Origin of the sequence: Microcoleus sp. bin48.metabat.b7b8b9.023 (genome assembly GCF_013299185.1) — a bacterium.
Classification (GTDB): Bacteria; Cyanobacteriota; Cyanobacteriia; order Cyanobacteriales; family Microcoleaceae; genus Microcoleus.
The window spans coordinates 14,053-40,156 of the sequence record NZ_JAAFKG010000058.1 but is presented as its reverse complement, the minus strand read 5'-3'; the positions used below and the strand labels follow the sequence as shown (position 1 = coordinate 40,156).

Here is a 26,104-nt window from a genome sequence, read left to right as displayed (position 1 = left end):
TTAGTTATACTAAACTAATTGAATGCCACAATTTGCAATCCCAAAAAATAGTCGATTTTTGTGTTAACTATACCTATCTAATTGCGAGCTGCCCCCCCTCGCAGGTAGGAAAATATAGTGACTCCACTGCCGCCACTCCGTTCTGTCGATCGCGTAAGATGGGGATATTTTGGCGGTAGCAGTGGAGGTCAGTCGATTTGAGATTTGAGATTTGAGATTTGAGATTTGACTCGACAGATGAATCTGGAACTAGGGTCTAAAATTTGAAGATATCCACTCTAGCGAGCATTGGGACACTGTACCTGTTTTTGGTGGAGCGGGCGATCGACATTTACAGGCAACGCTAAACTCAAAGCAGAGGCCAGAGCGATGCTTGATAGTTGACAGTTGACAGTTGACAGTTGACAACTTAAAGCAGAAGCCAGAGCGATGCTTGACAGTTGACAGTTGACAACTCAAAGCAGAAGCCAGAGCGATGCTTGACAGTTGACAGTTGACAGTTGACAACTCAAAGCAGAAGCCAGAGCGATGCTTGACAGTTGACAGTTGACAGTTGAGAACTCAAAGCAAAAGCCAGAGCGATCGAGATGATGCCCCCCAGTGATGAAATTTTCTCGAAAAACAGGGAATTGCTGCAAAAAGGCACGGCTTTCCTTCATCTGAGCCAACCTTAAGCAAGAATCTACTTTGATTATAAAGACAAATTTGTTCACAAAATCATGATATTGTCCGAAGACCGCCGCCATTGCTACGAAGAATTACAGCAAGCACTCGAACAGCTACAAAGAACTGTCGCAGAGGATAATCTCGATCGGGCAGCGCTGGCGATCGAATACAAAAAAGTGCAACAATTTTTCGGAAACCAAATTATGAGAGTCCCCAGCGCTGAGTTAGACACCTCAGAACCCCCCCCAGAACAGTCATATTTGACGGAAATTCACAAGCAACTGCGGTTATTGGGGACAGATGTCACGTTTTTACAAGCCGCAAAGCAGCCAGCGACAGCATCCGCGAGGCAAACTGCGACTGCGGAGCGACTTAACACGCTAATTGGCTACTGCGGTGCGGTGCTGCAAAAAAATTCTGGTGCTTCAGGGCCCGTCCAGATGCAAAATTAATAACTGAATTAACAGGGAATAGATAAGGCAAGGAGAAATAAAGCGGTGGAATGTCCAAAATGTAAACATCCCAACTTAGACGGTGGCACCTTAGCCGGCAGTATGTCGGTGCAGTGGTGTCCCAACTGTTACGGTATCTGGATTCCAGGCAGAGAATACGAAGCTTGGCAGAAAGAACACAGCCAGTGGTACAACAAATCCGAAAAGCCAGAGGCGACAGGCACTCTCGGCATAGAATTCACGCCGTCTCCCTACGACAGCAAAGCAGCCCTGTGTCCCGAAGACGGTCACTATCTGTCCCGGGCAAAGGTTCCCTTTAGCAGAGTGCCGTTTTACATAGAGCGCTGTATGCTATGCGGGGGAATTTGGTGCGATAACGGCGAGTGGGATATTCTCGAAAGTCTGGGATTCCACACCGAGATTGACAAGATGTTTTCTCCCAATTGGCAAGCTAAGGCCCGCGTGCAAGAACTCGCTGCTCGGGAACGCCAGGTGCTGACTGAGAAACTCGGCCCGGATATCGCCGGATATGTATTGGAACTAGCGGAAGTTTTAGCAGACCATCCCCACGCTGATTGTGCGGCTACTTACATATTGCGGAGAGCTGAGTTGAAGCGAAGGGAAATTTAGTCAGTTGGCAGTTGACAGTTGACAGTTGACAGTTGGCAGTGGTCATTGGTCAGTTGGCAGTTGGCAGTTGGCAGTTGCCATTAGTCATTAGTAGATAGTGACTAATAACTAACAACGGGAGCATCTCAGTTTTGATTTTACAGTGCTGTCCCCGCTCGCGATCTATCCAACACTCGCGAGCGGGGACAGCACTGTAAAGAAATTGCTTTTTTGCAAAATTGAGATGCTTCCCTAACAAGTAACAACTAACAAGTAACAACTAACAAGTGAATTGGTAGTAAGGATAAAACTTCTCCCGTTACCCCCGATCGATGACTCCATGTTCTCACTACAAACGATTAACGATTGAAGATTATATGACTGGACATGATACGACCAATAACCAATAACCAATAACCAATAACTAATAACTAATAACTAAGGACTAAAGACTAATGACTAATGACTCTTCTCTATTTTCCGTTGAAAATCTGCGAGTAGCTTATCCTCAGCGGCGGGGCCAATCCGGTTGGGCCGTTGATGGGGTTTCCCTGACGCTGGAACCGGGGGAAAAACTGGGATTAGTTGGGGAGTCTGGGTGCGGTAAGTCAACTTTGGGAAGGGCGGCGATGCGGTTGTTGCCGGATTCGACTTTGGTTGAGGGGCGGGTTGGTTTTGGGGGAGAGTCGGTGTTTGACATGAATGCTTCCCGGCTGAGACGGTTTCGGGGCGAAGCTGTGGCGTTAATTTTTCAAGATCCGATGACTCGTCTCGATCCTTTGATGACTGTTGGGGAACACTGCATCGAGACTTTGCAGGCTCACAGACCGAATTTGAATCGCAAGGAAGCTAAGAAACGGGCGATCGAGATTTTGGATGCTGTGAAAATTCCGGCGTCTCGCTGGTCGCAATTTCCCCACGAATTTAGCGGTGGAATGCGCCAAAGAGTGGCAATTGCTTTGGCTCTTTTGCTCGATCCGAAGTTAATTGTGGCGGATGAACCGACGACGAGTTTGGATGTAACTGTCGCTGCTCAGATTTTGCAGGAATTAACCCGACTTTGTGCTTCAAGGGGAACGGCGATTTTGCTGATTTCTCACGATTTGGCGATGGTGGCTGAGTATTGCGATCGCATTGCGGTGATGTACGGCGGCAAAGTCGTGGAAACTGGGCCCGTGCTGGATGTTTTTGAACGCCCACAACACGAATATACTCGATCGCTCCTGAAAGCAGCTTTGCACATTCAAGCTGATTCGGGTAAAGGGTTAACATCGGAGGAAAGAAGGACTGAAGTCCTCACTACAAACTTAACAAATTCGCCGGAAAGAAGGACTGAAGTCCTCACTACAAACTTAACAAATTCGCCTCTGTTGACTGTGACGAATTTGCAGCAGCACTACAGTTTAGAAAGTAATTTATTAGACCAATTATTTTCCAGGAACCGCCAGGTAATTAAAGCCGTAGACGGCGTTAGTTTGCAGCTAGAACGCGGGGAAATCCTCGGGCTTGTAGGGGAGTCCGGCTGCGGAAAAAGTACGTTATCGCGCACAATTTTGCGGCTGATTCCCCCGACAGGTGGCAAAGTTGAATTTGAAGGAATAGATATTACTGCCCTGAGCCGTGATGCTGTCAGGAAACACCGCCGCCAAATGCAAATGGTATTTCAAGATCCCCACGCTTGCTTGAATCCGATGATGACAGTCGGGCAAAGTATTGCCGATCCTTTGTTGATTCACAAATTAGCTAAGGCAGAGGAAGCTAAAAAACAAGTCATCCAAATGTTAGAGCGAGTGGGTTTAACTCCTGGGGAGGATTTCTTTCGCCGTTATCCGGGGGAACTGTCGGGGGGACAACAGCAGCGGGTTTCCATCGCCCGAGCTTTGATTACTCGGCCGCAACTGATTATTTGCGACGAACCGGTGAGTATGCTGGATGCTAGCATACAGACTCAGGTATTAGAGCTGATGCTGGAGTTGAAGCAGGAATTTAATTTGACTTATCTGTTTATTACGCACGATTTGTGGGTGGCGAGGTTTTTTTGCGATCGCATTGCGGTAATGAATTCGGGAAAAATTGTGGAAATCGGGAAAACTAGGGATATTTTTACTAATCCGCAGCACCCTTATACTCAGGAGTTATTGCAGGCTGCTCCTTTACTGGCTCGAACTCAATAAAAATGTATAAAATTAGCGCAATCAGATATCAGTCACGAACTTCTAGATGGATTTCGGAAATTTCTGATTAAATTCGTTACAGTGAAGGGATACTTTTCAAATCATCCCACGGACACCAAGCAAATATGGCAAAATCTGACTTAGGCAGTTTTGCGGTGGCATCCGAAGCCTCACTCGAAATCGCAGAGGATGAGGACACCGAGATCGATCGTCCGACGGTAAGTAGATCGTCAGCATACAACAGTTGGTCTGCCGACGATCCCGTGGGAGCTTTGTTCAAAGAAATGGCTCGCTATCCCCTACTGACTGCCACCGAAGAGGTAGAGTTAGCGCGTCGCGTTCAAGAATTGGTAGCCCTTCAGGAACTAGAAGAGCGTTTAAAGCAGGAATTGAACAGAGTGCCCACAAAAGTTGAACTCGCCGCTGCTTTGGGAGTGAGCGAAACTCAACTGCAACAGATCCGCTACCAGTGTCAGTCGGCGAAACGAAAAATGATCAGCTCTAATTTGCGCTTGGTGGTTTCGATTGCCAAACGCTATCTCAACCGGGGCGTGCCTTTTCTTGATTTAATTCAGGAAGGAGCTTTGGGTTTGAACCGAGCCGCCGAAAAGTTCGATCCAGAGAAGGGTTATAAATTTTCTACCTATGCCTATTGGTGGATTCGCCAAGGAATTACCCGCACAATTGCCAATCAAGGGCGAACAATTAGGTTGCCGGTTCACATTGTCGAACAGTTAAATAAACTTAAAAAAGTTTATCGGGATTTAAGGCGTTCTCTTCAACGCAATCCCACTGAACTTGAACTTGCTAAGGAAATGGAAGTTACTTCCGAACAGCTTCGTTACCTCCAGCAAGTGCGCCGCCAATCTTTATCTCTCAACCACCGCATCGGCACGGAAGAAAGTTCGGAACTTTTGGATGTTATTGAAGATAACGCAACGCAATCTCCCGAAGCTCAGATGAATGAGATGATGATGCGCCAAGATATTTTGGAGGTGTTGGATAATATTTTGACTGAGCGGGAAAAAGAGATTGTTGCTATGCGTTACGGTTTGATAACTGGCGAACCTTACACTTTAGAAGAAGTCAGTAGTTTGTTCAATCTGTCCCGCGAACGAGTCCGTCAAATTCAAAATAAGGCAATGCGAAAGCTGCGGCGCCCTCAAGTGACGGAACGGTTGAAGGGCTGGTTGAAATAAGCTTCAAAACATTGAGTTGGCATTTTGAAAATTATTAAAATTATTTAGGGTGGGCTTCTCCCCACCCTAAATTTGCATATTCAAGTTCAGTTGACCAGGGACTGCTTGACAATCTACAAATAATATCAAATCCGGTAGCATGGTCTATTTAGCTCTCTATTCTCTCCCCTCTGTGTCCTCTGTGTTCTCTGCGGTTAAATCATTTCCATGCAATCAGAAACGATATAATGACTGATTATTGAAAAAACCAGGTGCGTCGCTATGAGATTGTCAAGATATAGCGGTTATCAAAAAAGTGAGGTACGTTGTTGGGATGCGAGCCCTCTTAATTTAGTGGTTATGTAAGCTGTCAGTCTTACCTCATCTCTTTGAGAAAGGCTATATTTGGGGGATTTTGAATGGCGACTCACCCTACAAATAATGACAGGTTATTGAAAACTTTAGGTGCGTCGCTATGAGATTGTCAAGACATTTTGGGGATTTTTAATGGCGACGCACCTACAAATAATGACAACTGTCAACTGTCAACTGTCAACTGTCAACTGTCAACTGTCAGTGGCGACGCACCTACAAATAATGACAACTGTCAACTGTCAACTGTCAACTGTCAACTGTCAACTGTCAGTGGCGACGCACCTACAAATAATGACAACAGAAAACTGTCAACTGTCAACTGTCAACTGTCAACTGACTACTGACTTCTGTTATATTTAATTGTTGATTGTCGCTTACTACTGATTGATTTATGTCTGATGAGGTGATTTTGCGTCCAGCTACCCGTGCTGATGTGCCGGTGCTGTTTGATTTGATTAAGGCTTTAGCTGAGTACGAAAAGTTATCTCATGCGGTAACAGGTAATGCGGTTGATTTGGAAAATCATTTGTTTGCCGATCGCCCTTTTGCTGAAGCGATTCTAGCAGAATGCGAAGGTCGGATTGTAGGCTGGGCGCTATTTTTTTACAATTATTCTACTTTTTTGACTCAGCCGGGGATTTATTTGGAGGATTTGTTTGTGCTTCCTGAGTTTCGGGGGCGGGGAATTGGCAAGTCTTTGATTGTTTATTTGGCGCGGTTGACGGTGGAAAGGGGCTGCGGGCGTTTGGAGTGGAGTGTGCTTGATTGGAATGAATTGGCGATCGGATTTTACAAGGGTATCGGTGCTGATGTAATGCCCGACTGGCGGATTTGCCGGGTGGCGGGGGAGTCTTTGGCGAGTTTGGCCTCGAAGTGATTGTAGATCGTTGCCAAAAATATAGGAAAATTTAGATAATAGTTGAGTTCAATAGGGAGAAGAGATGATGATTATTTGGGTAAACGAGCAAATCGATCCGTCTGGTATTCTTTATGCTTGCATTGCTTGTGTCGATGATACTCAAGCTAAGGAATGCCACGAATCTTTCAAGCAGAATTTGAGTGCAGAACAAAAAGAACAGGGCTGGGTTGCTACATTGCGGACTGTTAGTGCTTGGGATGACGTACCTGTTAACGCTTTGAAATTGAATTAATATCAAATCCGTTTACATCGGAATTACTTATTCCTCTCTCTTCTCTTTCTCTGTGTTCTCTGCGTTCTCTGTGGTTAAATAATTCAAAAAAAACCGTAGTAGATGAGATAATATAATATGGCGGTTCAATGCGATCGCCCATATCGCCCTGCACATTATTACTTATTCCTCTCTCTTCTCCTTCTCTGTGTTCTCTGCGTTCTCTGTGGTTAAATAATTCAAAAAAAACCGTAGTAGATGAGATAATATAATATGGCGGTTCAATACGATCGCCCATATCGCCCTGCACATTATTACTTATTCCTCTCTCTTCTCCTTCTCTGTGTTCTCTGCGTTCTCTGTGGTTAAATAATTCAAAAAAAACCGTAGTAGATGAGATAATATATGGCGGTTCAATACGATCGCCCATATCGCCCTGCACATTAGCTGAAAAAAAACAAGACTATTTGAATACCAGTTGGTAAAAAAAAAGTAAATTCTACAAGGATTTTTAGCTTTACTATTATTAAGTAGAGGGATTTCAAATTGTCAAGTTAAGTTTTTATGATTGAGACATTATTTCACGCTTATACGCCTCTAGTGATCTGGACTGGCTTGGGACTGCTGGTATTTCAATACATCCCAGTTGATTTTCCTAAACTGCTGAGCCGCTTTCTTTTCTGGATTGGGATACCCCTGCAAATTGCAGTTTTAGCCCGTCAGAGCGATTTTTCGGGTGCTGTCGGATTCACACCGGCGATCGCCATATTCGTATTATTTGTCAGTACGAGTTTAGCTTGGTTGACTTGGGTATTATTACGGCGGCTGAGCACCCGCCACGTCAAAAAGCCATATTTTGACGGCAAACATTCTGTAGTTAATTTATTTCTATTAAATATAAATTCCCTGACGCGATCGAGCCAAGGCAGTTTTATCCTAGCTGCGATGTTAGGGAATACCGGCTTTGTCGGATTAGCAATCACCCCCGCGATCATCAGCAGCGATAACAACAACTGGGCCGTCTTGTACAGCGTCACCAACAACGTGATCGGAAGCTACGGATTTGGTGTATTTCTTGCTAGCTATTTCGGGCATTCCGATGGAAAAAATCACTGGTGGATTCAGCTTCGGGACGTGCTAACAGTTCCCGCTCTCTGGGCATTTATCATAGGTTTTTTTACAAGAAATATCCCCTTGCCTGAGAATGTAGAATCGGGATTGCAGGGGGCAGTTTTGGGGGTAATTGCTAGTGCTTTGGTGTTGGTTGGTATCCGGCTGAGAGCTATTAAAACATGGCAAAGTTTTGAACTAGCGTTAATCCCGTCGCTGTTAAAAGTGGTAATTGTGCCGGTGCTGATCGGATTTGGTGCTAGTTTTTTCGGATTGAGCGGCGATCCGAGGTTGGTTTTGGTGTTGATGTCGGGAACGCCCACAGCTCTTTCGGTGCTGATTTTAGCAGAAATATATGAACTCGATCGCGATTTGTTAGCTAGCAGCATCGCCCTCACTTCTGTCGGTTTGCTGTTGATGCTTCCGCTGTGGTTGGCTTGCTTTATTTGATATTAGCTGAGTTGACAGTTGACAAAGGTAATTTGCTGTTAATTGGCTCCGAACAAGTTGAAATTGAGCAGGCTAGAGTTGAGCAAGAACGGCAAAGGGCCGAACAAGCAGAGCGAAAAGCCGAACAAGCAGAGCGAAAAGCCACCCAGTTAGCCTCCCGACTCCGAGCAATGGGCATCGATCCGGATGCTGAGGATTGATATCAAATCTGATGGTCTCGGAGTTATACTGGGCGTGCGATCGTCTTCCGAGCAGGACGATCGCACTACTAAAGTTAAATTGGTGATTTGTCCGAGAAAATCTCTGGGTAATTTATTACCTCAAGAACAGACAGCAAAGCGAACAGAAACAGTCAACAATCCTATCTATCTATTCCCCGATGACAAACTCAGTTTTGATCGATCGTTTAGGTAACTGGAACCCGCAACTGCTGCGGGAACTTCGCGGTAGACTCAAACCCCACACAGTCATTGCAACGGTCTCTTTTTCGGTCATCTTCCAAATTGTTTTACTGGTGATTGCCTCGTCGAATTCCCGCCCAGAAAGTGGCTGGCTGGACTTGTGGAAAATCATCACTTGGATGCTGCCCTACGTAACATTTACCATCGGCAGTTATTCGATCGTCAACGACATCGCACAGGAACAGAAACGGGGAACTCTGAATTTTATTCGGCTGAGTCCGTGTCCGGCGTGGCAGATTCTGCTGGGCAAAATGCTCGGCGTTCCCGTACTGCTGTATATTTTCCTAGGGCTGATGGTTCCCCTGCACTGCTTGGCCGGCTTGCAAGCGGGGGTTTCGCTGCCCCTGATTGCCAGCGTCTATCTGATGCTCGCACCTGGATGCGCTATATGCTACAGCCTGATGATGCTCTGCGGGCTGGCAAGTGAAACAGAGAAAAGGGCGCACCCACCACAGGCAACAGCCTTTGGAGTTGGGGCGATCGCCTGTTGCGCGATCGCGCCATTGTACATGAGCTGGAACATCAACATCACATGGCGGCCGCTGTTGGCGAATTCAGAAATATTCGGATACCCACATCCTGTTGTTTCGTGGTTTTTGGTTCCGATTAACAACATAGGTTTGGTATCTCACGCTTTTAGTTTAGCGGTGTTAGGCACTACTGCATTTTTGCTGTGGCGAATATTGTTGCGGAATTTCAACAAACCTCGATCGACTGCGATCGCCAAATGGCAAAGTTATGCCATTTTAGCTGGTATAGAAGTTCTCGCTCTAGGCTTTTTCCTACCCACAAGCGTGGTGGATGAGCAGAACGCCACCTTGGCAGCTATCTCTATGTACGTTTTGACCGTTATGCTGCTGCTGGTTTTAATGGTTGCTATCTGCCCTCAACGCCAAGCTTTATTAGAGTGGGTACGCTATGATTCTCCGGGCTGGCAAAGCTTAATTTGGTCGGATCGAAGCCCTATGTTAGTGGCTGTTATTATCCATCTAATCGTAGTAGGTGCGCTGTTAGTACCTTGGCTATTTGGGATAGGTATCGGCACTAAAAAACTTGTAGAAACAGGACTAATAGTTCTGTGTACGACGAATACGATCTTAATGTACGCCACCTTCGTGCAACAATTTTGTGCGACGAAACTTCGCAATCCAATGGCGTGGGCGATTTGTGGATTGAGCATTTGGTCGCTCGTTGCTCCCCGAATTCTCATATCTTTGGAACTCATCCCCGATCGCAATCCTGCAACCGCCGCACTTTGGACGCTATTCGGCTATGGGTTTTGGCAATTCGACAAACCAACAACAATACCCTTTGTGGGATTGGGAATCCTTGCTCAATGGGTGTTTCTGGCATTTCTGCTGTGGAGATTTCAGAAAACTATGCAGAAATTAAAAGTAGGAACCTAGTGTGATTGTAGATTTTAGATTTTAGATTTGGGATTGGGAGCGATCGCAATTCGAGTTCTATACTAGAGCAATCCGAATTATTTTGCAGCAATCGTAAGTCGATCGCACTTCCTTCCAGTCACAAACAACAAAGCTTATGGAAACCAAACCACCTCTACCGCCCTTTACGCTAGAAACGGCTAAAGCCAAAGTTCAAGCAGCCGAAGATGCCTGGAATACCCGAGATCCAGAACGAGTAGCCCTAGCTTATACAGAAGATTCTCAATGGAGAAACCGCGCCGAATTCTTCAGCGGACGGGAACAAATCAAAGCTTTTTTAACACGAAAATGGGCAAAAGAATTAGATTACCGTTTAAAGAAAGAACTCTGGAGTTTTACAGACAATCGAATTTCTGTCCGCTTCGAGTATGAATGGCATGATGATTCAGGCTACTGGTATCGCGCCTATGGAAACGAACAGTGGGAATTTGCCGAAAATGGATTAATGCAAAGACGTGAAGCCAGCATTAATGATGTTCCAATTCAAGAATCTGAACGCAAATTTCGCTAAGTACGTAGTTGCGCTTCAGCGCTCTCTTAGGTACGTAGTTGCGCTTCAGCGCTCTCTTAGGTACGTAGTTGCGCTTCAGCGCTCTCTTAGGTACGTAGTTGCGCTTCAGCGCTCTCTTAGGTACGTAGTTGCGCTTCAGCGCTCTCTTAGGTATAGCCTTTTTCAAAAAGTGAGGTATGACTGATACGTTATGTAACCCTTAAACTTAGAGGGCTGAAGCCCAACAACGTACCTTCGGAGCGCTAAAGCGCAACAACATACCTTATGCTCAATCAGTAAGCAAACTCGGAGAAGTGATCACAAAGACATCCCTAGTTCCCACCCCTTCCACTTCCGGTTTAATCGGCGTAGTAAAGTGGAAAAACTCGTGATCGTTAACTAACAGCAATTCTCCCGGATGCAGAATTTTATTAAAAACAGGCTTCTCTTTCTTCGCCAAATACAAATGCGTTTCCCCGCCCACAATATTAGTGCGATCGACCGAGAAAATCGCGATAAAATCAGTACCATCTTGGTGAATGCCTTCCGGTGCGGGATTGCCGAAATTTTTCGGCGAACAACTCGTCCTGATTTGATGCACTCCGATTTCAGCTTCCGGGTGAATTTTGCATGAATCGAAGAAAGCAAAAATCAGTTGTTTGAAGTTATCGAGTGCAATTAGCCGATCGTCCAATTCAGCAAATTCCCGCCGGATGTCGCCCACCACCGGATTGTACTCTTTACTTTGAAACAAATAGCCGTGAGGTAACTTAACTAACTCATTTCCGTTCACGACAAACCGCGACAATCTTCTCGAACGATACTTGCCTTTAATATAAGGATCCACAGGCATATCGTTAAAAAATGGCTTGAAACCTTCTAGCTTAATCGAGTTTACCTTCTTAAAAGTAAACATGAAAGCATAGTCCAAATGAATGGATTCTAATACGGTTTTCATGGATTATTCTCCTTTAAGCCTTGCTCCCCTCCTAAGTTTTGCCTTAAGAAGGTTTATACTTCTACTCTAGCTCAGGTTTTTTGAATGAGTCGTAAAAAATACTACAAAATTTGCAAAGATATCGTAAAGAAGGAAGAGGGGAGAGGGAAGAGGGAAGAAGACATATAGCATTTCTCAGAAAGATGAGGGCATAGGGCATAGGGCATAGGGCATAGGGCATAGGGCATAGGGCATAAGTTTCCGCAGGCATAGCTCACTTTTTTGAGAACCGCTATACACAGCAAGCTTTTTAGCGATCGCGATTTCACGTTTAATTAAGTGAATTTACTTAGCAATTAAGAGGGAAGAAGGAAAAAAAAGAGGTAACAAGACATACATAGCAAGCTTTTTGGCGATCGCAATTTCAGCTTTAATTAAGTGGATTTACCTAGCAACTTAATTCCGCACCGATTTCACTAGCGACTGACAAGCCCGCAGGAAGACGGCAACATCGACCCCAACTGCAACGTACTGAACGCCAGCATCAATCCACTGCTTGGCGATTTCGGGGTTGTCGGCAAAAGTACCTGCGGCTTTGCCTGCTTTGCGGATGGTTTGCACTGCTTCCTGCATCATGTCGATGACTCGCCGATCGCGAACTTGGCCCGGAATGCCGATCGACTGTGACAGATCGTAAGGCCCCAAAAAAATCACATCAATATGAGGGACTGTCACAATTTCTGCCAGGTTCTCGATGCCACCTTTACCTTCGATGTGAATCACCACCAAGGATTCTTCATTGAGTTTGTCCGTGATATCAACGCCCGCAGCAGTATAACGTCCCGCCCGCGTAGCGAAAGAAAGGCCGCGCGCGCCCAGAGGACTGTATTTAGAGCTTTTGACAGCAATTTCGGCATCGATTTTGCTTTCAATTTGAGGTATTTGAACCCCTGCGCTGCCGATATCGAGAGCTCGTTGAATTTGCGGCCCGTCGTTTTTGCGGACGCGGACGATGGGTGCAATTCCAACGCAGTCGGCGGCGCGGCACAAATCTTCAGCAGCAAGCGGGTGCAGGGGGCCGTGTTCCATGTCGATGACGGCGAAATCAAATCCAGCATGACCGCAGATTTCCATGAATGCGGGATAGGCGCAGTTCATAAATAAGCCGAGGACTGTTTCGCCTTGTTTGATTTTTTGTTTGAGTTCGTTTTGACGCATAAGTTTCGAGTTTTTAACCGCAGATGAAAGCAGATTGACGCGAATTATTTTAAATTTTATATAGCGGTTCTCAAGGGTGGTGAGGTATGCCCGATGCCCGATGCTTTTAGGCCCGATGCCCGATGCCCGATGCCCATGAATAGCTCATTGTTTTGAGAAATGCTATAACTCACAAAATCCCGCAACAAGTTACTTTATGTTAAGAGAATTGACATAAATTTTATAGCTGATTTTGCTTCTATTTTAAAAGGAATCAAACACAAAAGCCATGCAAAAATAAACATTCCTAATATCGGTAAAAATATTGGGCCCACAGAGGGTTCTACGAACCAAGCAAATAAAGCAAACATTCCAATACTGCCCGTTGTCCACAACCAAAGAATCATAAATGCTAGGACTATTTTATGTAAAGTCAGCCTAATTTTGATGGAACAACCAAACGGTTGAGAATGGATATCTCCTTCGATAATTGGCAAAAATGAATTGCGGCCCGTGATGATGCGACTGATTTTGAAGGTATTGCCAGAAATTGTTCCTTCGTAAGGTTTTGCAGGTGGCGGCCCGAAGGGTAGAGTTACTCTAAAAAGTTTGGGAGGAGTGACAACTTCGTCCAACCTGTGCAAAACTTCCGAAAAAGTTAAACTTGTCGTAATTGTTAAACTCTCAAAAGGAATCAAAGATCTAAAAAATTTGACGATTTTAAGCATAAGGTTTATCCTGCTTTTATATAGTTGTTGATGGTATTTATGCCTCTTGTATAAAAAAGTTTGCCCTGACAGCACGGCGAAATACCAGTATACTGCAAAATAAACATTTGGATGCGATGAGTGTTGTTCACTTATGTCTAAATTGATTCCACAATCTCCGATTAAACTGCGACGGTATCTATTTTCTTCGCTCAAAGGTCGATCGCTCGTCACCTTCACCCTCAGCCTGATTACCTCCCTCTCGGCTATTACCCCAGCCTTGGCTGCGCTTCCTCGCAATCCAGACAAAGAGGAAACTTGCGACATTCTCGTAGCCGGTGGCGGGCTAGCAGGTGCTGCTACCGCCTACGAAGGTTTGCTGGCGGGGCGCACCGTTTGCATCACCGAAATTACTGACTGGCTGGGCGGTCAAATTTCCTCCCAGGGAACCTCCGCACTCGATGAAAGAGACACTCAGCGATCGCTCTTATTTTACCCGCGCGGCTACCTAGAACTGCGGCAGCGCATCAAGGAACATTACGGGAGACTAAATCCCGGCGGCTGTTGGGTTAGCTATTCGTGTTTCATGCCCTACAACGGCCACAAAATTCTATCTGACATCTTGCAAGATGCCGCCGAAAAAGGGAAAGGCAAACTGAAATGGTTTCCCAATACGGTGATTAAAGAACTAGGAATTACTCCAGCCCCGGCGGGGAATGCGGTTGGGGGCCAACAGATTAAAAGTGCGATCGCGATTCAACACAAACCAGCCGCCAACACCGGGCCAATCAACACCGAAACTCTGTCTCAAACTATCGAAGACGCCTATCGCTACGAAAACTCGGCGCGATTTAACAAAACTATTATTCGGTTTACTTCCAAACCGCCCAACCAGTCAAAATCAAAACCGAGAGGTGCCGATTGGTTCGTGGTAGATGCGACTGAAACAGGCGAATTAATCGGACTTGCCGATGTTCCCTACCGCCTCGGAATTGACCCGCGTTCTCCTCTAGAACCTTCCTCCGCCAGCCCCACCGGCGACACTTACTGCACCCAAGGTTTTACCTACACTTTTGCCATGGAGGCAACGAAGGAACCGCAGCAGCACCAACAGCCGTCTTTCTATCAACAATACGCTCCTTACTACAGTTATGAATTAGCGAGATTAGCTAGTTTTCCGCTAGTTTTTAGCTACCGCCAAATTAGGAGCATGAGACCGGATGAGCCGCGCCCTGCCGACCCGAAGCAATTCCCGATTTATCCTGGGGATATTTCCATGCAAAACTGGACGTGGGGGAATGATTACCGTCCCGGTTCTGCCGAGGATAATTTAATTTATTCTCGATCGCAATTGGCAGCAAACGGTCAACTGCAACCTGGCGGCTGGATGGGCGGTTTGCGCGCGGAAACTTTGCGCCGCGGCGAAGAAAATGCGAAAGGATATTTCTACTGGCTGGTAGCAGGAACTACTGACTCGCAATTAGGTAACGGAGTGAAAAAGCCTTATCCTAACAATCGCTTTTTGAGCGGCTTGAATTCGCCAATGGGGACGGTGCACGGACTTTCTAAGTATCCTTATATGCGCGAGGGGCGGCGGATTATTGGGCGGCCGACTTTGACTCAACCTCAAGGTTTTACGGTGTGGGAAGTTGATATGTCTCGCAATGATTTTAAGACAGATTTTTACCGCCAGAATTTGTCGGAACAAGAGTATCGAAATTTGTGGCTGGCTTTGGGAGGCTTGAATGCGCCGGCTTTGGCTGTGGGAATTCAGTCTGTTGAGGAGACAAAATCGCGATCGCGCGCCACGATTTATCCTGATAGTGTGGGTATCGGTCATTATGCGATCGACTTTCACCCCTGCATGACCAACAGCCCCCCAGAAGCACCGGGAAACACCGAACGAGAAGGCACTCGCAAAGGTCAAGGATCGGCTTATCCGTTCCAAATTCCGCTGCGGGCAATGATTCCTCAAAAGATTGACAATATGTTAGTGGCGGGTAAAAGTATTGCTGTCAGCCACACGGCGGCGGCTGCTTATCGAGTGCATTCCTTTGAATGGTCTGCTGGGGCTGCTGCGGGAGTTACCGCCGCTTTTTCCCTAGAAAACGGGATTATACCCTATGAATTGGTGGACGAATTGCCGTCCCGCGAGCCCAATTTGGAGGCGTTACAGTTGCGGTTGCAGCAAAACAAGAATCCGATCGCATTTCCGGGTACTTCTATCTTCAATAACTCTTGGCAAAACTGGAAATAAATCAGAAGTCAGTTGTCCGAAGGAAGAGGGAAGAAGGAAGAGGGAAGAGGGAAGAGGGAAGAGGGAAGAGGGAAGAGGGAAGAGGGAAGAGGGAAGAGGGAAGAGGGAAGAGGGAAGAGGGAAAACAAGAGGATTGTCTCGATTATCCCCGATTATCCCCGATTATCTCCCTTTCGCCCTCCCCCTCTCCCCCTCTCCCCCTCTCCCTCTCCCTCTCCCTCTCCCGTGCAGATTATCAAGAAAAATATTAAGCTAACTAGAGGACTAGCGATCGACAATTCGGACAAGACACTCGTTTTGGCCCAAAAAGCCCGCTATTTGGGGTTTTTGCTTTTATAGCAATCGCCCCAGCAGTGAGGAGATAAATAACCTCAGGAATAGAGCTAGTACCTAGCTAGCGAATAAATAGACAAAATAGTACACTTGTAGACAAATCTACGATGTACCATTACAAGATGTGACAGAATTAAACAAAGAAATGAGCGTGTTGAGGTCGAACAATGCTTTTGTCCATCAAAACAAAGTTAAAGCTGAATAGGGTTCAAGCAACGGTTATGAGTAAGCACGCAGGAATAGCTAGGTTTACTTATAATTGGGGATTGGCTACTTGGAGTAATCTTTATAAAGATGGATTAAAGCCAAACAAATACCTGCTTAAGAAATTCTTCAACAATCATGTCAAACCTGAGTTTACATGGATTAAAGAGAAAGGAATCTGCCAGAAGATAACTCAATACGCCTTTGATAATCTTGGAGACTCCTTTTCCTTATTTTTCTCAAAAAAAGGTGGATATCCCAATTTCAAAAAAAAAGGACATCACGACTCTTTCACGATTGATGCAGGTGGCAAGCCGATCCCCGTGGGAGGTACGTCTATAAAGCTGCCAACAATCGGCTGGGTAAAAACTCACGAAGGATTGCCACACACTACCTGTAAGTCAATCACCATTTCACGTACTGCCGACAGTTGGTTTATCGCTTTTGCTTACGAACAAAGTCACGAATCAACGGTCAAAAGTCATGACGTTGTAGGAGTTGATTTGGGAGTGAAAGAATTGGCTACCCTTTCAACTGGCGTAGTATTTCCAAACCCAAAGCACTATAAAGCGCATCTGGCAAAACTCAAGAGATTATCAAGAGTTCTTGCGAGAAAGGTCAAAGGTTCTGGAAATAGATATAAAGCTAAAGTCCAGTTAGCGAAACATCATGCAAAGATAGCAAACCTCAGGAAAGATACTCTGCATCAAATCACTACTTACTTATGCAAAAACCACGCAACAATAGTAGTAGAAGATTTGAATGTCAGTGGGATGCTAAAAAATCACAAACTAGCACAGGTAATAGCTGATTGTGGATTCCATGAATTTAAACGTCAGTTAGAATACAAAGCTAAAAAGTTTGGTTGTGAGATAATCGTTGCTAATCGCTGGTTTCCATCAAGCAAAACCTGTTCAAACTGCGGGCATATTCAAGATATGCCACTAAAAGAAAGAACTTACAACTGTGGAAGTTGCGGTCGTTCGATGGACAGGGACTTAAATGCAGCGATTAATTTATCACGGTTGGCTAAACCGTGAAAGCTTACCGAGGGATAACCGCTCCCATGCTCCCGATGAAGTAAGAAGCAAATGTCTAGACTTGTCTAGTATTTGTATAGCAGCCTCCTAACCCATAGCATCAACGGTTTGATTTCCTGACTGTGCAACTGTCAACTGTCACTTGTCAACTGTCCGCTGCTATACCCGCCCTCAAATCACAAATTACCTGACATTCAATACATGAATATTTTTAGCAGTCTGCTTTCTGGGCCAACCAAACAACCCCAAGTCACAAAACAGCGTCGAGGCATTGAAATTAAGTCGGAACGCGAAATCGAAATAATGCGGCAAGCAGCGAAAATTGTCGCCACGGTTCTGAAAGAAATTTCTCAACTTGTGAAACCGGGAATGACTACTGCTGATTTGGATGTTTATGCCGAAAGACGCATCCGCGAAATGGGTGCAACTCCAAGTTTTAAAGGTTATCACGGTTTCACTGGTTCAATTTGTTCTAGCATCAATAACGAAGTTGTTCACGGCATCCCCAGCCCTAAAAAAGTAATTCGGGCCGGAGATGTTCTCAAAGTAGATACGGGAGCATATTATCAAGGTTTTCACGGCGATTCTTGCATCACGATCGCAGTTGTGGAAGTGACACCGGAATCGGCAAAATTAATTAGAGTTGCAGAAGAAGCTCTCTATAAAGGTATCGAACAAGTCAAGGCTGGTGCTTATTTGCTCGATCTCGCTGGTGCGATCGAGGATCATGTCAAAAGCAACGGTTTTAGCATTGTTGAGGAGTTTACAGGCCACGGTGTCGGGCGCAATTTGCACGAGGAACCGTCGGTTTTCAATTTCCGCACCCGCGAAATGCCTAACGTGAAATTGCGATCGGGTATGACATTGGCGATCGAACCGATTTTGAATGCAGGTTCTAAGTACACTCGCACGCTTGCTGACAAGTGGACTGCTGTAACGGTTGACAATGCGATGTCGGCTCAGTTCGAGCATACTGTGTTGGTGACGGATACCGGTTATGAAATTTTGACCGATCGTTCAAAAGTTTAAGTCGGAATGGTTCAAGAATAATCGTGAGATTGCCGCGCGATCGCGAACAACTATGCGCGGTTTTGAGTTGTGAATAAAAAAACTAATCAGTTTTTAATCATTGGATTAAAACAAAACTCAAACCTCTTGAATTTAACCACAATACGGTTTAGTTAATGATGTTTATCCCCCGGAGATCCCCCTAAATCCCCCTTAAAAAGGGGAGTAGGGGTTGACTTTGAGCAATTTCTTGTCCCCCCCTTGGCAAGGGGGGGTAGGGGATCAGGTTTAACTGAACCGTATAGGAGTTTAATCGCAATTTTTGGAGTTGCTTCTATAGATGGAGTGAAAAAATAGTTGAATTCGGCTAAATTAAAAGATAATAGTAGTAAAACGTAAGGGTAATGGATATGTCAGCAAGACTATTATTGGTAGATGATGAACCGGGCTTGCGGGAAGCGGTACAAGCTTATTTGGAAGATAGCGATTTTTCGGTTGAGGTTGCCAGTAATGCTCGGGATGGCTGGGAATTATTGCAGCAGATGAATCCGGATTTGGTGATTTCAGATATTATGATGCCGCAGGTGGACGGCTATCAGTTTCTCAAGCAAGTGCGGGAAGATCCTCGCTATAAGGCTTTGCCGGTGGTGTTTTTGACGGCTAAGGGGATGACGGGCGATCGCATTCAAGGCTATCAAGCAGGCTGCGATGCTTATCTTTCTAAACCCTTCGATCCCGACGAGTTAGTGGCAATTGTCACGAATTTGCTGGCCCGCCGCGCGGCGGCTAAGGAGACGGGCGGCAATGCTGAAAGTCCTGATATTGCTGCTTTGGCCAGCCAAATGGCGAGAATTGAGTCTTTGTTAAGCGGGCGAAGTGCGATCGTCCAAAGTAGCTCGTCGGTTAAAATTGATTTGACTCCGCGAGAGCAAAGTGTTTTGGATTTGGTTGCTCAAGGTTTGATGAATAAGGAAATTGCCCGCCGCTTGGAAACTAGCGTGCGGAATGTGGAAAAGTACGTCAGCCGTTTGTTTAGCAAAACTGGTACTAACAGCCGTACTGAGTTGGTTCGCTACGCTCTCGAACACGGTTTGACAAAGTAACAAGCGCCTTACTTTTGCTAGTTTCTCTTCCTCGCCACCCTGCGTTACCAGGAAGAGCCTAGTAACGAGAATTATACGAGTTGACGGTTGTAGGGGCAGTGCCCCCGTGCCTGCCCTCTTCGTTGTTCGCCGTTTTTAGCCTGAAATAGACACTCGCCCTCATTTCCAAAATTACCTACAGGAAAACCTGATTGTTTAAGAGTTTTCACGTAATCAATAGAAACGGGAAGAGTTAGCCAGATACCCTCCGTCAGGCAAATTTGCCCCGAAGTGTCACAGATCGGGGTATTTTTTGTCGAAAATAAGCGACTATTAAATAATAGCAGCGCTCTCAAGTAGCGGCGGATGTTTAAATTTATAGCAGCACCAAAATTTAGTTGATACTAGGAGGAGATTATGGGGAAAATCACGGTACGAAAAACGATAAGTGCAATGGTAGCACTGCCGCTCGTACTAATTGCCAATAACAGTCAAGCTTTAGCTACTGATACCGGCCAGAAAATCGAGCCAAACAAGCAAGTTTCTAATTTAGGTGATGAGCTTGATTTAGAGATGGTGGCACCAACCACAACAATCCTCATTGAAGAAAGCGAAGATTGGGATCGACCTGATTTTTCAGCTACTAATTTAGATATGGAGATTGATAAAATTCTGCTCGAAAATGCGATCGAAAATGTGCAAATGGTCATTGAGGAACCGCCGCCCGTAGTTTATCTCAGTGCGGCGAGGGGCCAGCAAAGCAGGGAATGCAAGATTTCAGCCGTTTGCGAATAACTGCATCGGATTTGTATGATTTTTGGCGATCGACTTTTTTGCTCGGGAGAACGTAAGTCACCGAGGGGAAAAAAAATCAGTGAAATCCACGGGATTGTCCTGAGATTATGATAATAACAGAGTATGTATTTCTTCGGGTATGTTTTAAGGGCGATCGGCTAAAATAATCGGACGGTTTCAGATCTGAGGTACGGGCAGCTAAAAACAAGGTACGTTGTTGGGCTTTAGCCCTAAGAGTTTAATTGGTTATATAAGCTGTCAGGCATACCTCATCTTTTTGAGAAAGGCTATATTTATTATATCGTTGACCGTTGCATAGGAATGATTTAACCGCAGAGAACACAGAGGACACAGAGAGAGAATAGAACTCTGAATAATTGTGATGTTAGAGGCTGCTCCCGAATCCGATCCCCCCTAACCCCCCTTAATAAGGGGGGGGATAAGATTCCGCTCAAAGTCCCCCTTCTTAAGGGGGATTTAGGGGGATCGAGATATATGCAACGACCCATTAAATTGGTATCAACAGTCAACTGTCAACTGTCAACTGTCAACTGTCAACTATCAACTGTCAACTGAAAGCATCTATTCAATCAGGATTTTAAAATATTATGGTTAATTCGCACTGCCACCAAGACACCGCAGCAGAGCAAAATAAAAGTGCTCTGCAAACTCTCTCCCGGACTCTTTCAATGTCTCAGGGGCAATTTTCGCTGATTTTGGTGCGGTGCAATTACAGTGCGATGCGAGAACAAACTGTACGGCAATTGCGGCAGCAGTCTGGTGTCGAGATTCGAGAAATTGTCCTCCCGAAATCTGTTAAAACTCTGTACACGACGATAGAAACTGAACTTGATGGCAGCCAACCTCAAGCTTTAATGGTGTTTGGATTGGAATCGGTAAGTGCAATAGATAGGGTACTAACATCTACCAACTACGTCAGGGAAGAATTTCGCAATAATTTTCCCTTCCCAGTGGTGCTGTGGGTGACAGACAAAATCTTAAAAAAACTGATTCGGTTAGTCACAGATATCGAGACTTGGACGACAAGTGTTGAATTTGTGCTGGGCCCAGACGAGTTGGTGGATTTTTTGGGCAAAAGTTGCGATCGCATTTTTGCTAAGATTTTAGAAAGCGGCAAATGGCGTTTAAGTAACTCTGCCATCCTCGGAGCCAATTCTTTAGCTGAATTAGAGTCGGCGAGGCAAGACTTGCAAACTTGCAACATCAGGTTAGAACCAGCTATTGAAGCAAGCTTGCAATTTATTCGCGGTCGAGACGAATATGCTGGCAACCGCATCCAGGCAGCTCTTGAATTGTATCAAAAAAGTCTCAGTTTTTGGAAGTATCAAGTAGCATTTATTGGGCCCCAAACAGCATTTAGCGATTTATTATTTACTGTTCACCCTGCACCAGTATTAGAGGGAATCGTAGTATTTCACATTGGTCTTTGCTACCGTTTTCAAGCAGAAAAGCACCGCAGCGGCAACCGTCCTTACTGGACGGAAGCTAAAAATTATTTTCAGCAATGTATTGATGTTCTAGAACGCGCGGGACAGCCGGATGCCGTCGGTATATTCATCAATCAACTCGGCGAAGTATTGCAGCATTTAGAAGATTGGGATGCACTCTGGAATTTAGCTCTGAAAGCTCGGAGGTTACATGAAAATATGGAAAACTCAACAGTTAATTTGGCTCAAGATTACGGCTTTTTGGCTAGAGTAGCCTTAGAGCAAAAGAATTGGCAAGGGGCAAAAGAATGGGCTTCAGTCGCCCTACAATCTCTCAACTCAAAATTTGAAGCGACAGGACACGGAACGCCTCTCAAAGCGCAGCATCTAGGCTTATATCTGTTAATTTTAGCAGAGGCCCAGAGCGAGTTGGGTGAGATTGACGAGGCGATCGCACATTTAGAGCTAGCTCGATCGCAAACCGAACCTTGCTACAACCCGCAACTGTATTTGCGCGTTTTAGAAATGCTGCGAGGATTCTATTTTCAGCGGGGAGAATATCTCAAAGCATTTCAGCTCAAGCAAGATTATCGAGCGGTAGAACATACGTATCGCTTCCGAGCTTTTATTGGAGCCGGAAAATTGCAGCCGCACAGAGAAGCGATTAATCCCGCCGAAACAGTTGCCGCCGCTCCTACTATTGCTGACGAAATTACCGCTTCTGGTAGAGAAGCAGACCTCAATCGCTTGATATATAGGATGAACAATACCCCAGACAAACTGACAGTAATTTACGGTCAGTCTGGAGTTGGTAAAAGTTCAATTGTCACCGGAGGATTAGTGCCGGCTCTCAAGCAAAAAAAGATCGAAATGCGGACTGTTTTGCCTGTAGTGCTGCAAGTTTACAACAACTGGCCGCGGGAATTGACCAGACAGTTATCTGCCGGGAAAGCTGAAATATTCGATCGCGACATTTTCGATGCAGTACCGGGATCGGCTTCGGGAGATTTGAGCGCAGCAGGCGCAGTCAACGCCAATCTGCGGCTGGAATTTAACGGCGGCTCGTCGGTTGGAGCAAGCCAGGATCTGATTGAGCAGTCACAGCCTGTAGAAGTAATTGTCGAGAAACAGGCGATCGAATATGAGAAAATCATCAAAGAGTTGCAAACAAATTCAGAACATCTAGTGACAGTTCTGATATTTGACCAATTTGAAGAATTCTTTTTCGTGTGGAAAGAGCCTGCGGAAAGACAAATATTTTTTAATTTTTTGCGGGAATGCTTGACAATCAAGTATTTAAAAGTCGTCCTGTCTTTGCGGGAAGATTACCTGCACTATTTGCTGGAATTTTCCCGACCCAAAAACCCAACAAAATTTATCAACAATGATATTTTGGCGGACGTTCTCAGCAAAGATATTCTGTTTTATTTGGGTAATTTTTCCCAGGGCGATGCGCGAGCGGTAATTCGCACTTTAACCGAACGATCGCAGTTTTACTTAGAACCGGAGCTGATCGAAGAATTAGTCAAAGATTTAGCTGGAGAATTGGGAGAAGTCCGCCCGATCGAACTGCAACTTGTGGGCGCTCAACTCCAACAAGAGGACATTAGAACTTTAACTCAATACCAGGAACTGGGCAACAGTCCCCAACAAAAATTAGTCGAAAGATTTCTCGAAGAAGTCATCAAAGATTGCGGGCCAGAAAATGAAGGAGCTGCCCGCCGAATTTTGTATTTTCTCACAGATGAAGATGAGATTCGACCCCTGAAAACCCGCGCCGAATTAGCCTCCGATCTAGCGATATTTGCAGCCACTGATAAATTAGATTTAGTCTTAGAACTGTTAGTCAAATCCGGTTTAGTTTTTCGGTGGACTGAACTACCCGCAGAGCTTTATCAGCTCGTTCACGACTATCTAGTTAGCTTCATCCGGCAGCAGCAGGAATTAGATAAAAAAGCAGAATTTGAGGAACTCCGCAAACAAAACCAAATTAACCGAGATGAAATTGAACAAATTCGTAAAGACAGAGAGCGAGATGCTTTGCTGTCGGAAGCTAGAGACAACCAGCGCTTAGCTAGAGACAAACAGCACCAAGCGGAAGCTCAACTTTATCAAACTCGGAGATGGCAATTGCGGGCGGCAATTCTAGGAGTGCTGGTACTCGGAGGTGTTTCTTGGATAGGATTCGAGCAAGCAAAATTAGCAGAAAGCGCGCGCCAAGAAGCAGAAACAAGTCGGACTGATGCCTTAAATTCTGCGTCGGAGGCGTTGGTGCTTTCCAATGAAAAAAATCAATTAGGAGTGTTAGGAAATAGTATCAAAATCGGCAGTGATTCTCTGAAAAGTACCGCACTGCCTGTGGATACTAAAAATAAAATTGCTGAGAGGCTCATACAAGCAGTTTCGGGGGTGCAAGAAAGCAACCGTTTCGAGCAGCACAGCAAGTCTGTTTTGGATGTGAGCGTGAGTCCCGATGGCAATTCAGTTGCTTCGGCAAGTGCTGACAAAACTGTTAAATTGGTCAGCAAATCAGGTAAGTTGTTAAAGACTTTCAAGCACGGCGATACTGTGACGAGTGTTAGTTTTAGCCCGGATGGGAAAACGATCGCAACTGGTAGCGCCGATCGCACAATCAAAATTTGGCAAGTAGATAACGACAAAAGTGCGATCGCCACCTTATCCGGCCACCGCGATATCGTCACCAGCGTCAGTTTCAGCCCTGACGGCAAAACCCTAGCTTCCGGGAGTCACGACAACACCGTCAAAATCTGGAACCTGGAAACAAAAAAATTGCTGCAAACCTTAACCAAACACAAAGACTGGGTACTCGGCGTCAGTTTCAGCCCCGACGGCAAAACAATTGCCTCAGCAAGTGCTGACAAAACTATCAAACTTTGGAATCGCAAAGGTAAAACCCAGAAATTTCAAATTAATCCCAAAACATTAACCAAACATTCTGACTTTGTTCGCAGCGTTAAGTTTAGTCCCGACAGCCAACAACTCGTCTCAGCCAGTGCCGACACCACAGCCAAAATTTGGAATCGAAAGGGTGAGGAAATCAAAACTCTCAAAGGACACAACGATGGAGTTGTCAGCGCGAGTTTCAGTCGCGACGGCGAAAAAATTGTCACCGGCAGCGCCGACGATACGGTAAAAATTTGGAGTCGCAGCGGCACTTTGCTCAACACTTTTCGAGGACATCAAGACGACGTGAGGGCCGTAACTTTCAGCAGCGACGGCACGATTGCTTCCGCCAGTAGAGACAAAATGGTAAAACTTTGGCAACCAAACAGCACTCCGTTGAATAAGATTTTATCGGGCCATGGAGATTGGGTTTATCAAGTCAGTTTTAGTGGGGACGGCAAAACAATTGCATCTGCTAGCGGCGACAATACAGTGAGACTTTGGCGCCCTGATGGCAGTTTAATCAAAACCTTAACAGGACATAAGGATTCTGTTACCTGGACGAGCTTTTCGCCGGAGAATAAAACTGTAGCTTCTGCCAGCGATGACAAAACGGTGAAAGTCTGGAATTTAAACGGAAAACTGTTAGATACTCTGCCTCACAACGGCATTATCAGAAGCGTCAGTTTTAGTCCAGATGGCAAAATAATTGCCGCCGCCAGTGCCGATCGCAAATTGTACCTTTGGCGCTGGAATGGCACAAAAGCAACAATGCTGGCAAAACTCGAGCACAGCAATCCAGTAATTAGCGTTAGTTTCAGCCCTGACGGCAAAACAATTGCTACGGCTACTGCTGCTGAGAATAAGGCAAGCGGAACCCAAAATGATGCTGAAACGGCTGGAGAAAAGAGAGTTTACCTCTGGCAATTTAACGGTACATCCGCGAAGATGCTGCAATCTCTCGATCACGCAGACAGTGTAAGAAATGTGAGTTTCAGTCCAGATGGTAAGACTATTGCTGCTGGTTGTGCTGACAAAAAAGTTTACTTGTGGGGTTTTGATGGTAAGGCCGCAAATTTAACTGAAAAACTCGACCACAGCGATACAGTCGAAAGCGTGAGTTTCAGCCCAGACGGCAAGTTGATTGCGGCGGCGAGTGCGGGAAATACTGTTAAACTGTGGAATTTTGACGGCAAGAAGGCACTGCTATCGAAGACATTGGAATCGGGCGATCGGGTGTTGAGCGTTACTTTTAGTTCTGACAGCAAAACTCTCGCTTTTGCTAGCAGGGATCGGACTGTAATTCTGTTACCTGTAGAGAATTTGGAGCTAAATAATATTATTGCTCGGAGTTGCGAGTGGTTGGGGGATTATTTACAGAATGACCCAAATGTCGCCGAGGGCGATCGATTGCTTTGTCTTGGGTTTGGGAAGCAGTCGTTAAATAAAAAGAAGTAAACTTTCAATAGACTTGAATTTCAAAAATAATTAGGACGCTGCTCAAAGCCATCCCACATTTTGTGGCTTGTGGGATGGGCTTCTAGCCCGTCCGAAACAATAATTAGGACGCTGCTCAAAGCCATCCCACATTTTGTGGCTTGTGGGATGGGCTTCTAGCCCATCCGAAACAATAATCAAAAGGACAAATCTAG

24 protein-coding genes are annotated in these 26,104 nt (G+C 45.5%); 19 read left to right on the top strand and 5 right to left on the bottom strand.

Features of this window, described 5'->3' with window-relative positions; genetic code table 11:
• Positions 1–455: 455 nt before the first annotated feature.
• Positions 456–659: a hypothetical protein gene (locus QZW82_RS26070; protein WP_293155085.1), complete on the bottom strand. Its 204-nt coding sequence runs from the start codon at positions 657–659 to the stop codon at positions 456–458.
• Positions 660–719: 60 nt separating this feature from the next.
• On the opposite strand from QZW82_RS26070, the gene patD reads away from it, so the two are divergent.
• The 7 genes from patD to QZW82_RS26035 all read left to right on the top strand — a co-directional run bounded on the left by patD (position 720) and on the right by QZW82_RS26035 (position 6,605).
• Positions 720–1,118, top strand: coding sequence for a heterocyst frequency control protein PatD (patD, locus tag QZW82_RS26065; RefSeq protein ID WP_293155082.1), 399 nt, complete (start codon positions 720–722; stop codon positions 1,116–1,118).
• Positions 1,119–1,163: 45 nt separating this feature from the next.
• Positions 1,164–1,748: a zf-TFIIB domain-containing protein gene (locus QZW82_RS26060; protein WP_293155079.1), complete on the top strand. Its 585-nt coding sequence runs from the start codon at positions 1,164–1,166 to the stop codon at positions 1,746–1,748.
• Between the two features lie 434 nt (positions 1,749–2,182).
• A complete protein-coding gene (locus QZW82_RS26055; RefSeq protein WP_293155076.1) occupies positions 2,183–3,901 on the top strand; it encodes an ABC transporter ATP-binding protein in 1,719 nt (572 codons plus the stop codon).
• 125 nt (positions 3,902–4,026) lie between these two features.
• Positions 4,027–5,100, top strand: coding sequence for an RNA polymerase sigma factor, RpoD/SigA family (locus QZW82_RS26050; protein ID WP_293155073.1), 1,074 nt, complete (start codon positions 4,027–4,029; stop codon positions 5,098–5,100).
• A gap of 473 nt (positions 5,101–5,573) precedes the next feature.
• On the top strand, positions 5,574–5,798 hold the full coding sequence (locus QZW82_RS26045) for a hypothetical protein (RefSeq protein ID WP_293155071.1): 225 nt from the start codon (positions 5,574–5,576) through the stop codon (positions 5,796–5,798).
• A gap of 47 nt (positions 5,799–5,845) precedes the next feature.
• A complete protein-coding gene (locus QZW82_RS26040; protein WP_293155069.1) occupies positions 5,846–6,331 on the top strand; it encodes a GNAT family N-acetyltransferase in 486 nt (161 codons plus the stop codon).
• Positions 6,332–6,398: 67 nt separating this feature from the next.
• The gene (locus QZW82_RS26035; RefSeq protein WP_293155108.1) at positions 6,399–6,605 is read left to right on the top strand and encodes a glycogen debranching protein; all 207 of its coding nucleotides are present in this window, start codon (positions 6,399–6,401) and stop codon (positions 6,603–6,605) included.
• On the opposite strand, the gene QZW82_RS26030 is transcribed toward QZW82_RS26035, so the two are convergent.
• Positions 6,583–7,014: a hypothetical protein gene (locus QZW82_RS26030; protein WP_293155066.1), complete on the bottom strand. Its 432-nt coding sequence runs from the start codon at positions 7,012–7,014 to the stop codon at positions 6,583–6,585. The genes QZW82_RS26035 and QZW82_RS26030 overlap by 23 nt on opposite strands.
• A gap of 134 nt (positions 7,015–7,148) precedes the next feature.
• Between QZW82_RS26030 and QZW82_RS26025 the strand changes: the two genes are divergently transcribed.
• The 5 genes from QZW82_RS26025 to QZW82_RS26005 all read left to right on the top strand — a co-directional run bounded on the left by QZW82_RS26025 (position 7,149) and on the right by QZW82_RS26005 (position 10,561).
• Positions 7,149–8,144: an AEC family transporter gene (locus QZW82_RS26025; protein ID WP_293155063.1), complete on the top strand. Its 996-nt coding sequence runs from the start codon at positions 7,149–7,151 to the stop codon at positions 8,142–8,144.
• Positions 8,132–8,344, top strand: a complete 213-nt coding sequence (locus QZW82_RS26020; RefSeq protein ID WP_293155060.1) for a hypothetical protein — start codon at positions 8,132–8,134, stop codon at positions 8,342–8,344. Before QZW82_RS26025 ends, QZW82_RS26020 begins: the two co-directional genes overlap by 13 nt.
• Positions 8,331–8,558, top strand: coding sequence for a hypothetical protein (locus QZW82_RS26015; protein ID WP_293155057.1), 228 nt, complete (start codon positions 8,331–8,333; stop codon positions 8,556–8,558). The genes QZW82_RS26020 and QZW82_RS26015 overlap by 14 nt, the downstream gene beginning before the upstream one ends.
• Positions 8,524–10,011 carry an ABC transporter permease gene (locus tag QZW82_RS26010; RefSeq protein WP_293155054.1) on the top strand — a complete coding sequence of 496 codons (1,488 nt, stop codon included), beginning with the start codon at positions 8,524–8,526 and terminating at the stop codon, positions 10,009–10,011. The genes QZW82_RS26015 and QZW82_RS26010 overlap by 35 nt, the downstream gene beginning before the upstream one ends.
• 136 nt (positions 10,012–10,147) lie before the next feature.
• Positions 10,148–10,561, top strand: coding sequence for a nuclear transport factor 2 family protein (locus QZW82_RS26005; RefSeq protein ID WP_293155051.1), 414 nt, complete (start codon positions 10,148–10,150; stop codon positions 10,559–10,561).
• Between the two features lie 268 nt (positions 10,562–10,829).
• Here the strand turns inward: QZW82_RS26005 and QZW82_RS26000 are convergent, their stop codons facing one another.
• The 3 genes from QZW82_RS26000 to QZW82_RS25990 all read right to left on the bottom strand — a co-directional run bounded on the left by QZW82_RS26000 (position 10,830) and on the right by QZW82_RS25990 (position 13,402).
• A complete protein-coding gene (locus QZW82_RS26000; protein ID WP_293155048.1) occupies positions 10,830–11,498 on the bottom strand; it encodes a 2OG-Fe dioxygenase family protein in 669 nt (222 codons plus the stop codon).
• Between the two features lie 435 nt (positions 11,499–11,933).
• Positions 11,934–12,695 (bottom strand): aldolase/citrate lyase family protein, encoded by a 762-nt coding sequence (locus tag QZW82_RS25995; protein ID WP_293155045.1) that lies wholly within the window; start codon positions 12,693–12,695, stop codon positions 11,934–11,936.
• A gap of 194 nt (positions 12,696–12,889) precedes the next feature.
• Complete coding sequence (locus QZW82_RS25990) at positions 12,890–13,402, bottom strand: hypothetical protein (RefSeq protein ID WP_293155042.1); 513 nt, start codon at positions 13,400–13,402, stop codon at positions 12,890–12,892.
• A 133-nt stretch (positions 13,403–13,535) separates the two neighbouring features.
• Here QZW82_RS25990 and QZW82_RS25985 point away from each other — a divergent pair, with 133 nt between their 5' ends.
• From QZW82_RS25985 to QZW82_RS25955, 7 genes are all read left to right on the top strand, one after another.
• Positions 13,536–15,638, top strand: coding sequence for an FAD-dependent oxidoreductase (locus tag QZW82_RS25985; RefSeq protein ID WP_293155039.1), 2,103 nt, complete (start codon positions 13,536–13,538; stop codon positions 15,636–15,638).
• A complete protein-coding gene (locus QZW82_RS25980) occupies positions 15,620–15,889 on the top strand; it encodes a hypothetical protein (protein ID WP_293155036.1) in 270 nt (89 codons plus the stop codon). Before QZW82_RS25985 ends, QZW82_RS25980 begins: the two co-directional genes overlap by 19 nt.
• A 249-nt stretch (positions 15,890–16,138) precedes the next feature.
• Positions 16,139–17,215, top strand: a complete 1,077-nt coding sequence (locus QZW82_RS25975; protein ID WP_293155033.1) for an RNA-guided endonuclease TnpB family protein — start codon at positions 16,139–16,141, stop codon at positions 17,213–17,215.
• Between the two features lie 201 nt (positions 17,216–17,416).
• Positions 17,417–18,244: a type I methionyl aminopeptidase gene (map, locus tag QZW82_RS25970; RefSeq protein ID WP_293155030.1), complete on the top strand. Its 828-nt coding sequence runs from the start codon at positions 17,417–17,419 to the stop codon at positions 18,242–18,244.
• Positions 18,245–18,633: 389 nt separating this feature from the next.
• Positions 18,634–19,326: a response regulator transcription factor gene (locus QZW82_RS25965; RefSeq protein ID WP_293155027.1), complete on the top strand. Its 693-nt coding sequence runs from the start codon at positions 18,634–18,636 to the stop codon at positions 19,324–19,326.
• Between the two features lie 396 nt (positions 19,327–19,722).
• Positions 19,723–20,100, top strand: a complete 378-nt coding sequence (locus QZW82_RS25960) for a hypothetical protein (protein ID WP_293155024.1) — start codon at positions 19,723–19,725, stop codon at positions 20,098–20,100.
• Positions 20,101–20,708: 608 nt separating this feature from the next.
• A complete protein-coding gene (locus QZW82_RS25955) occupies positions 20,709–25,910 on the top strand; it encodes a hypothetical protein (RefSeq protein WP_293155021.1) in 5,202 nt (1,733 codons plus the stop codon).
• Positions 25,911–26,104: the final 194 nt, after the last annotated feature.

Excerpts from the sequence above, each read along its gene's own strand:
- QZW82_RS26070 (WP_293155085.1), bottom strand. The coding sequence starts at position 659 with ATGAAGGAAAGCCGTGCCTTTTTGCAGCAATTCCCTGTTTTTCGAGAA.
- patD (WP_293155082.1), top strand. The coding sequence starts at position 720 with ATGATATTGTCCGAAGACCGCCGCCATTGCTACGAAGAATTACAGCAA.
- QZW82_RS26055 (WP_293155076.1), top strand. The coding sequence starts at position 2,183 with ATGACTAATGACTCTTCTCTATTTTCCGTTGAAAATCTGCGAGTAGCT.
- QZW82_RS26050 (WP_293155073.1), top strand. The coding sequence starts at position 4,027 with ATGGCAAAATCTGACTTAGGCAGTTTTGCGGTGGCATCCGAAGCCTCA.
- QZW82_RS26040 (WP_293155069.1), top strand. The coding sequence starts at position 5,846 with ATGTCTGATGAGGTGATTTTGCGTCCAGCTACCCGTGCTGATGTGCCG.
- QZW82_RS26035 (WP_293155108.1), top strand. The coding sequence starts at position 6,399 with ATGATTATTTGGGTAAACGAGCAAATCGATCCGTCTGGTATTCTTTAT.
- QZW82_RS26030 (WP_293155066.1), bottom strand. The coding sequence starts at position 7,014 with ATGGGCGATCGTATTGAACCGCCATATATTATCTCATCTACTACGGTT.
- QZW82_RS26025 (WP_293155063.1), top strand. The coding sequence starts at position 7,149 with ATGATTGAGACATTATTTCACGCTTATACGCCTCTAGTGATCTGGACT.
- QZW82_RS26015 (WP_293155057.1), top strand. The coding sequence starts at position 8,331 with ATGCTGAGGATTGATATCAAATCTGATGGTCTCGGAGTTATACTGGGC.
- QZW82_RS26010 (WP_293155054.1), top strand. The coding sequence starts at position 8,524 with ATGACAAACTCAGTTTTGATCGATCGTTTAGGTAACTGGAACCCGCAA.
- QZW82_RS26005 (WP_293155051.1), top strand. The coding sequence starts at position 10,148 with ATGGAAACCAAACCACCTCTACCGCCCTTTACGCTAGAAACGGCTAAA.
- QZW82_RS26000 (WP_293155048.1), bottom strand. The coding sequence starts at position 11,498 with ATGAAAACCGTATTAGAATCCATTCATTTGGACTATGCTTTCATGTTT.
- QZW82_RS25995 (WP_293155045.1), bottom strand. The coding sequence starts at position 12,695 with ATGCGTCAAAACGAACTCAAACAAAAAATCAAACAAGGCGAAACAGTC.
- QZW82_RS25990 (WP_293155042.1), bottom strand. The coding sequence starts at position 13,402 with ATGCTTAAAATCGTCAAATTTTTTAGATCTTTGATTCCTTTTGAGAGT.
- QZW82_RS25985 (WP_293155039.1), top strand. The coding sequence starts at position 13,536 with ATGTCTAAATTGATTCCACAATCTCCGATTAAACTGCGACGGTATCTA.
- QZW82_RS25975 (WP_293155033.1), top strand. The coding sequence starts at position 16,139 with ATGCTTTTGTCCATCAAAACAAAGTTAAAGCTGAATAGGGTTCAAGCA.
- map (WP_293155030.1), top strand. The coding sequence starts at position 17,417 with ATGAATATTTTTAGCAGTCTGCTTTCTGGGCCAACCAAACAACCCCAA.
- QZW82_RS25965 (WP_293155027.1), top strand. The coding sequence starts at position 18,634 with ATGTCAGCAAGACTATTATTGGTAGATGATGAACCGGGCTTGCGGGAA.
- QZW82_RS25960 (WP_293155024.1), top strand. The coding sequence starts at position 19,723 with ATGGGGAAAATCACGGTACGAAAAACGATAAGTGCAATGGTAGCACTG.
- QZW82_RS25955 (WP_293155021.1), top strand. The coding sequence starts at position 20,709 with ATGGTTAATTCGCACTGCCACCAAGACACCGCAGCAGAGCAAAATAAA.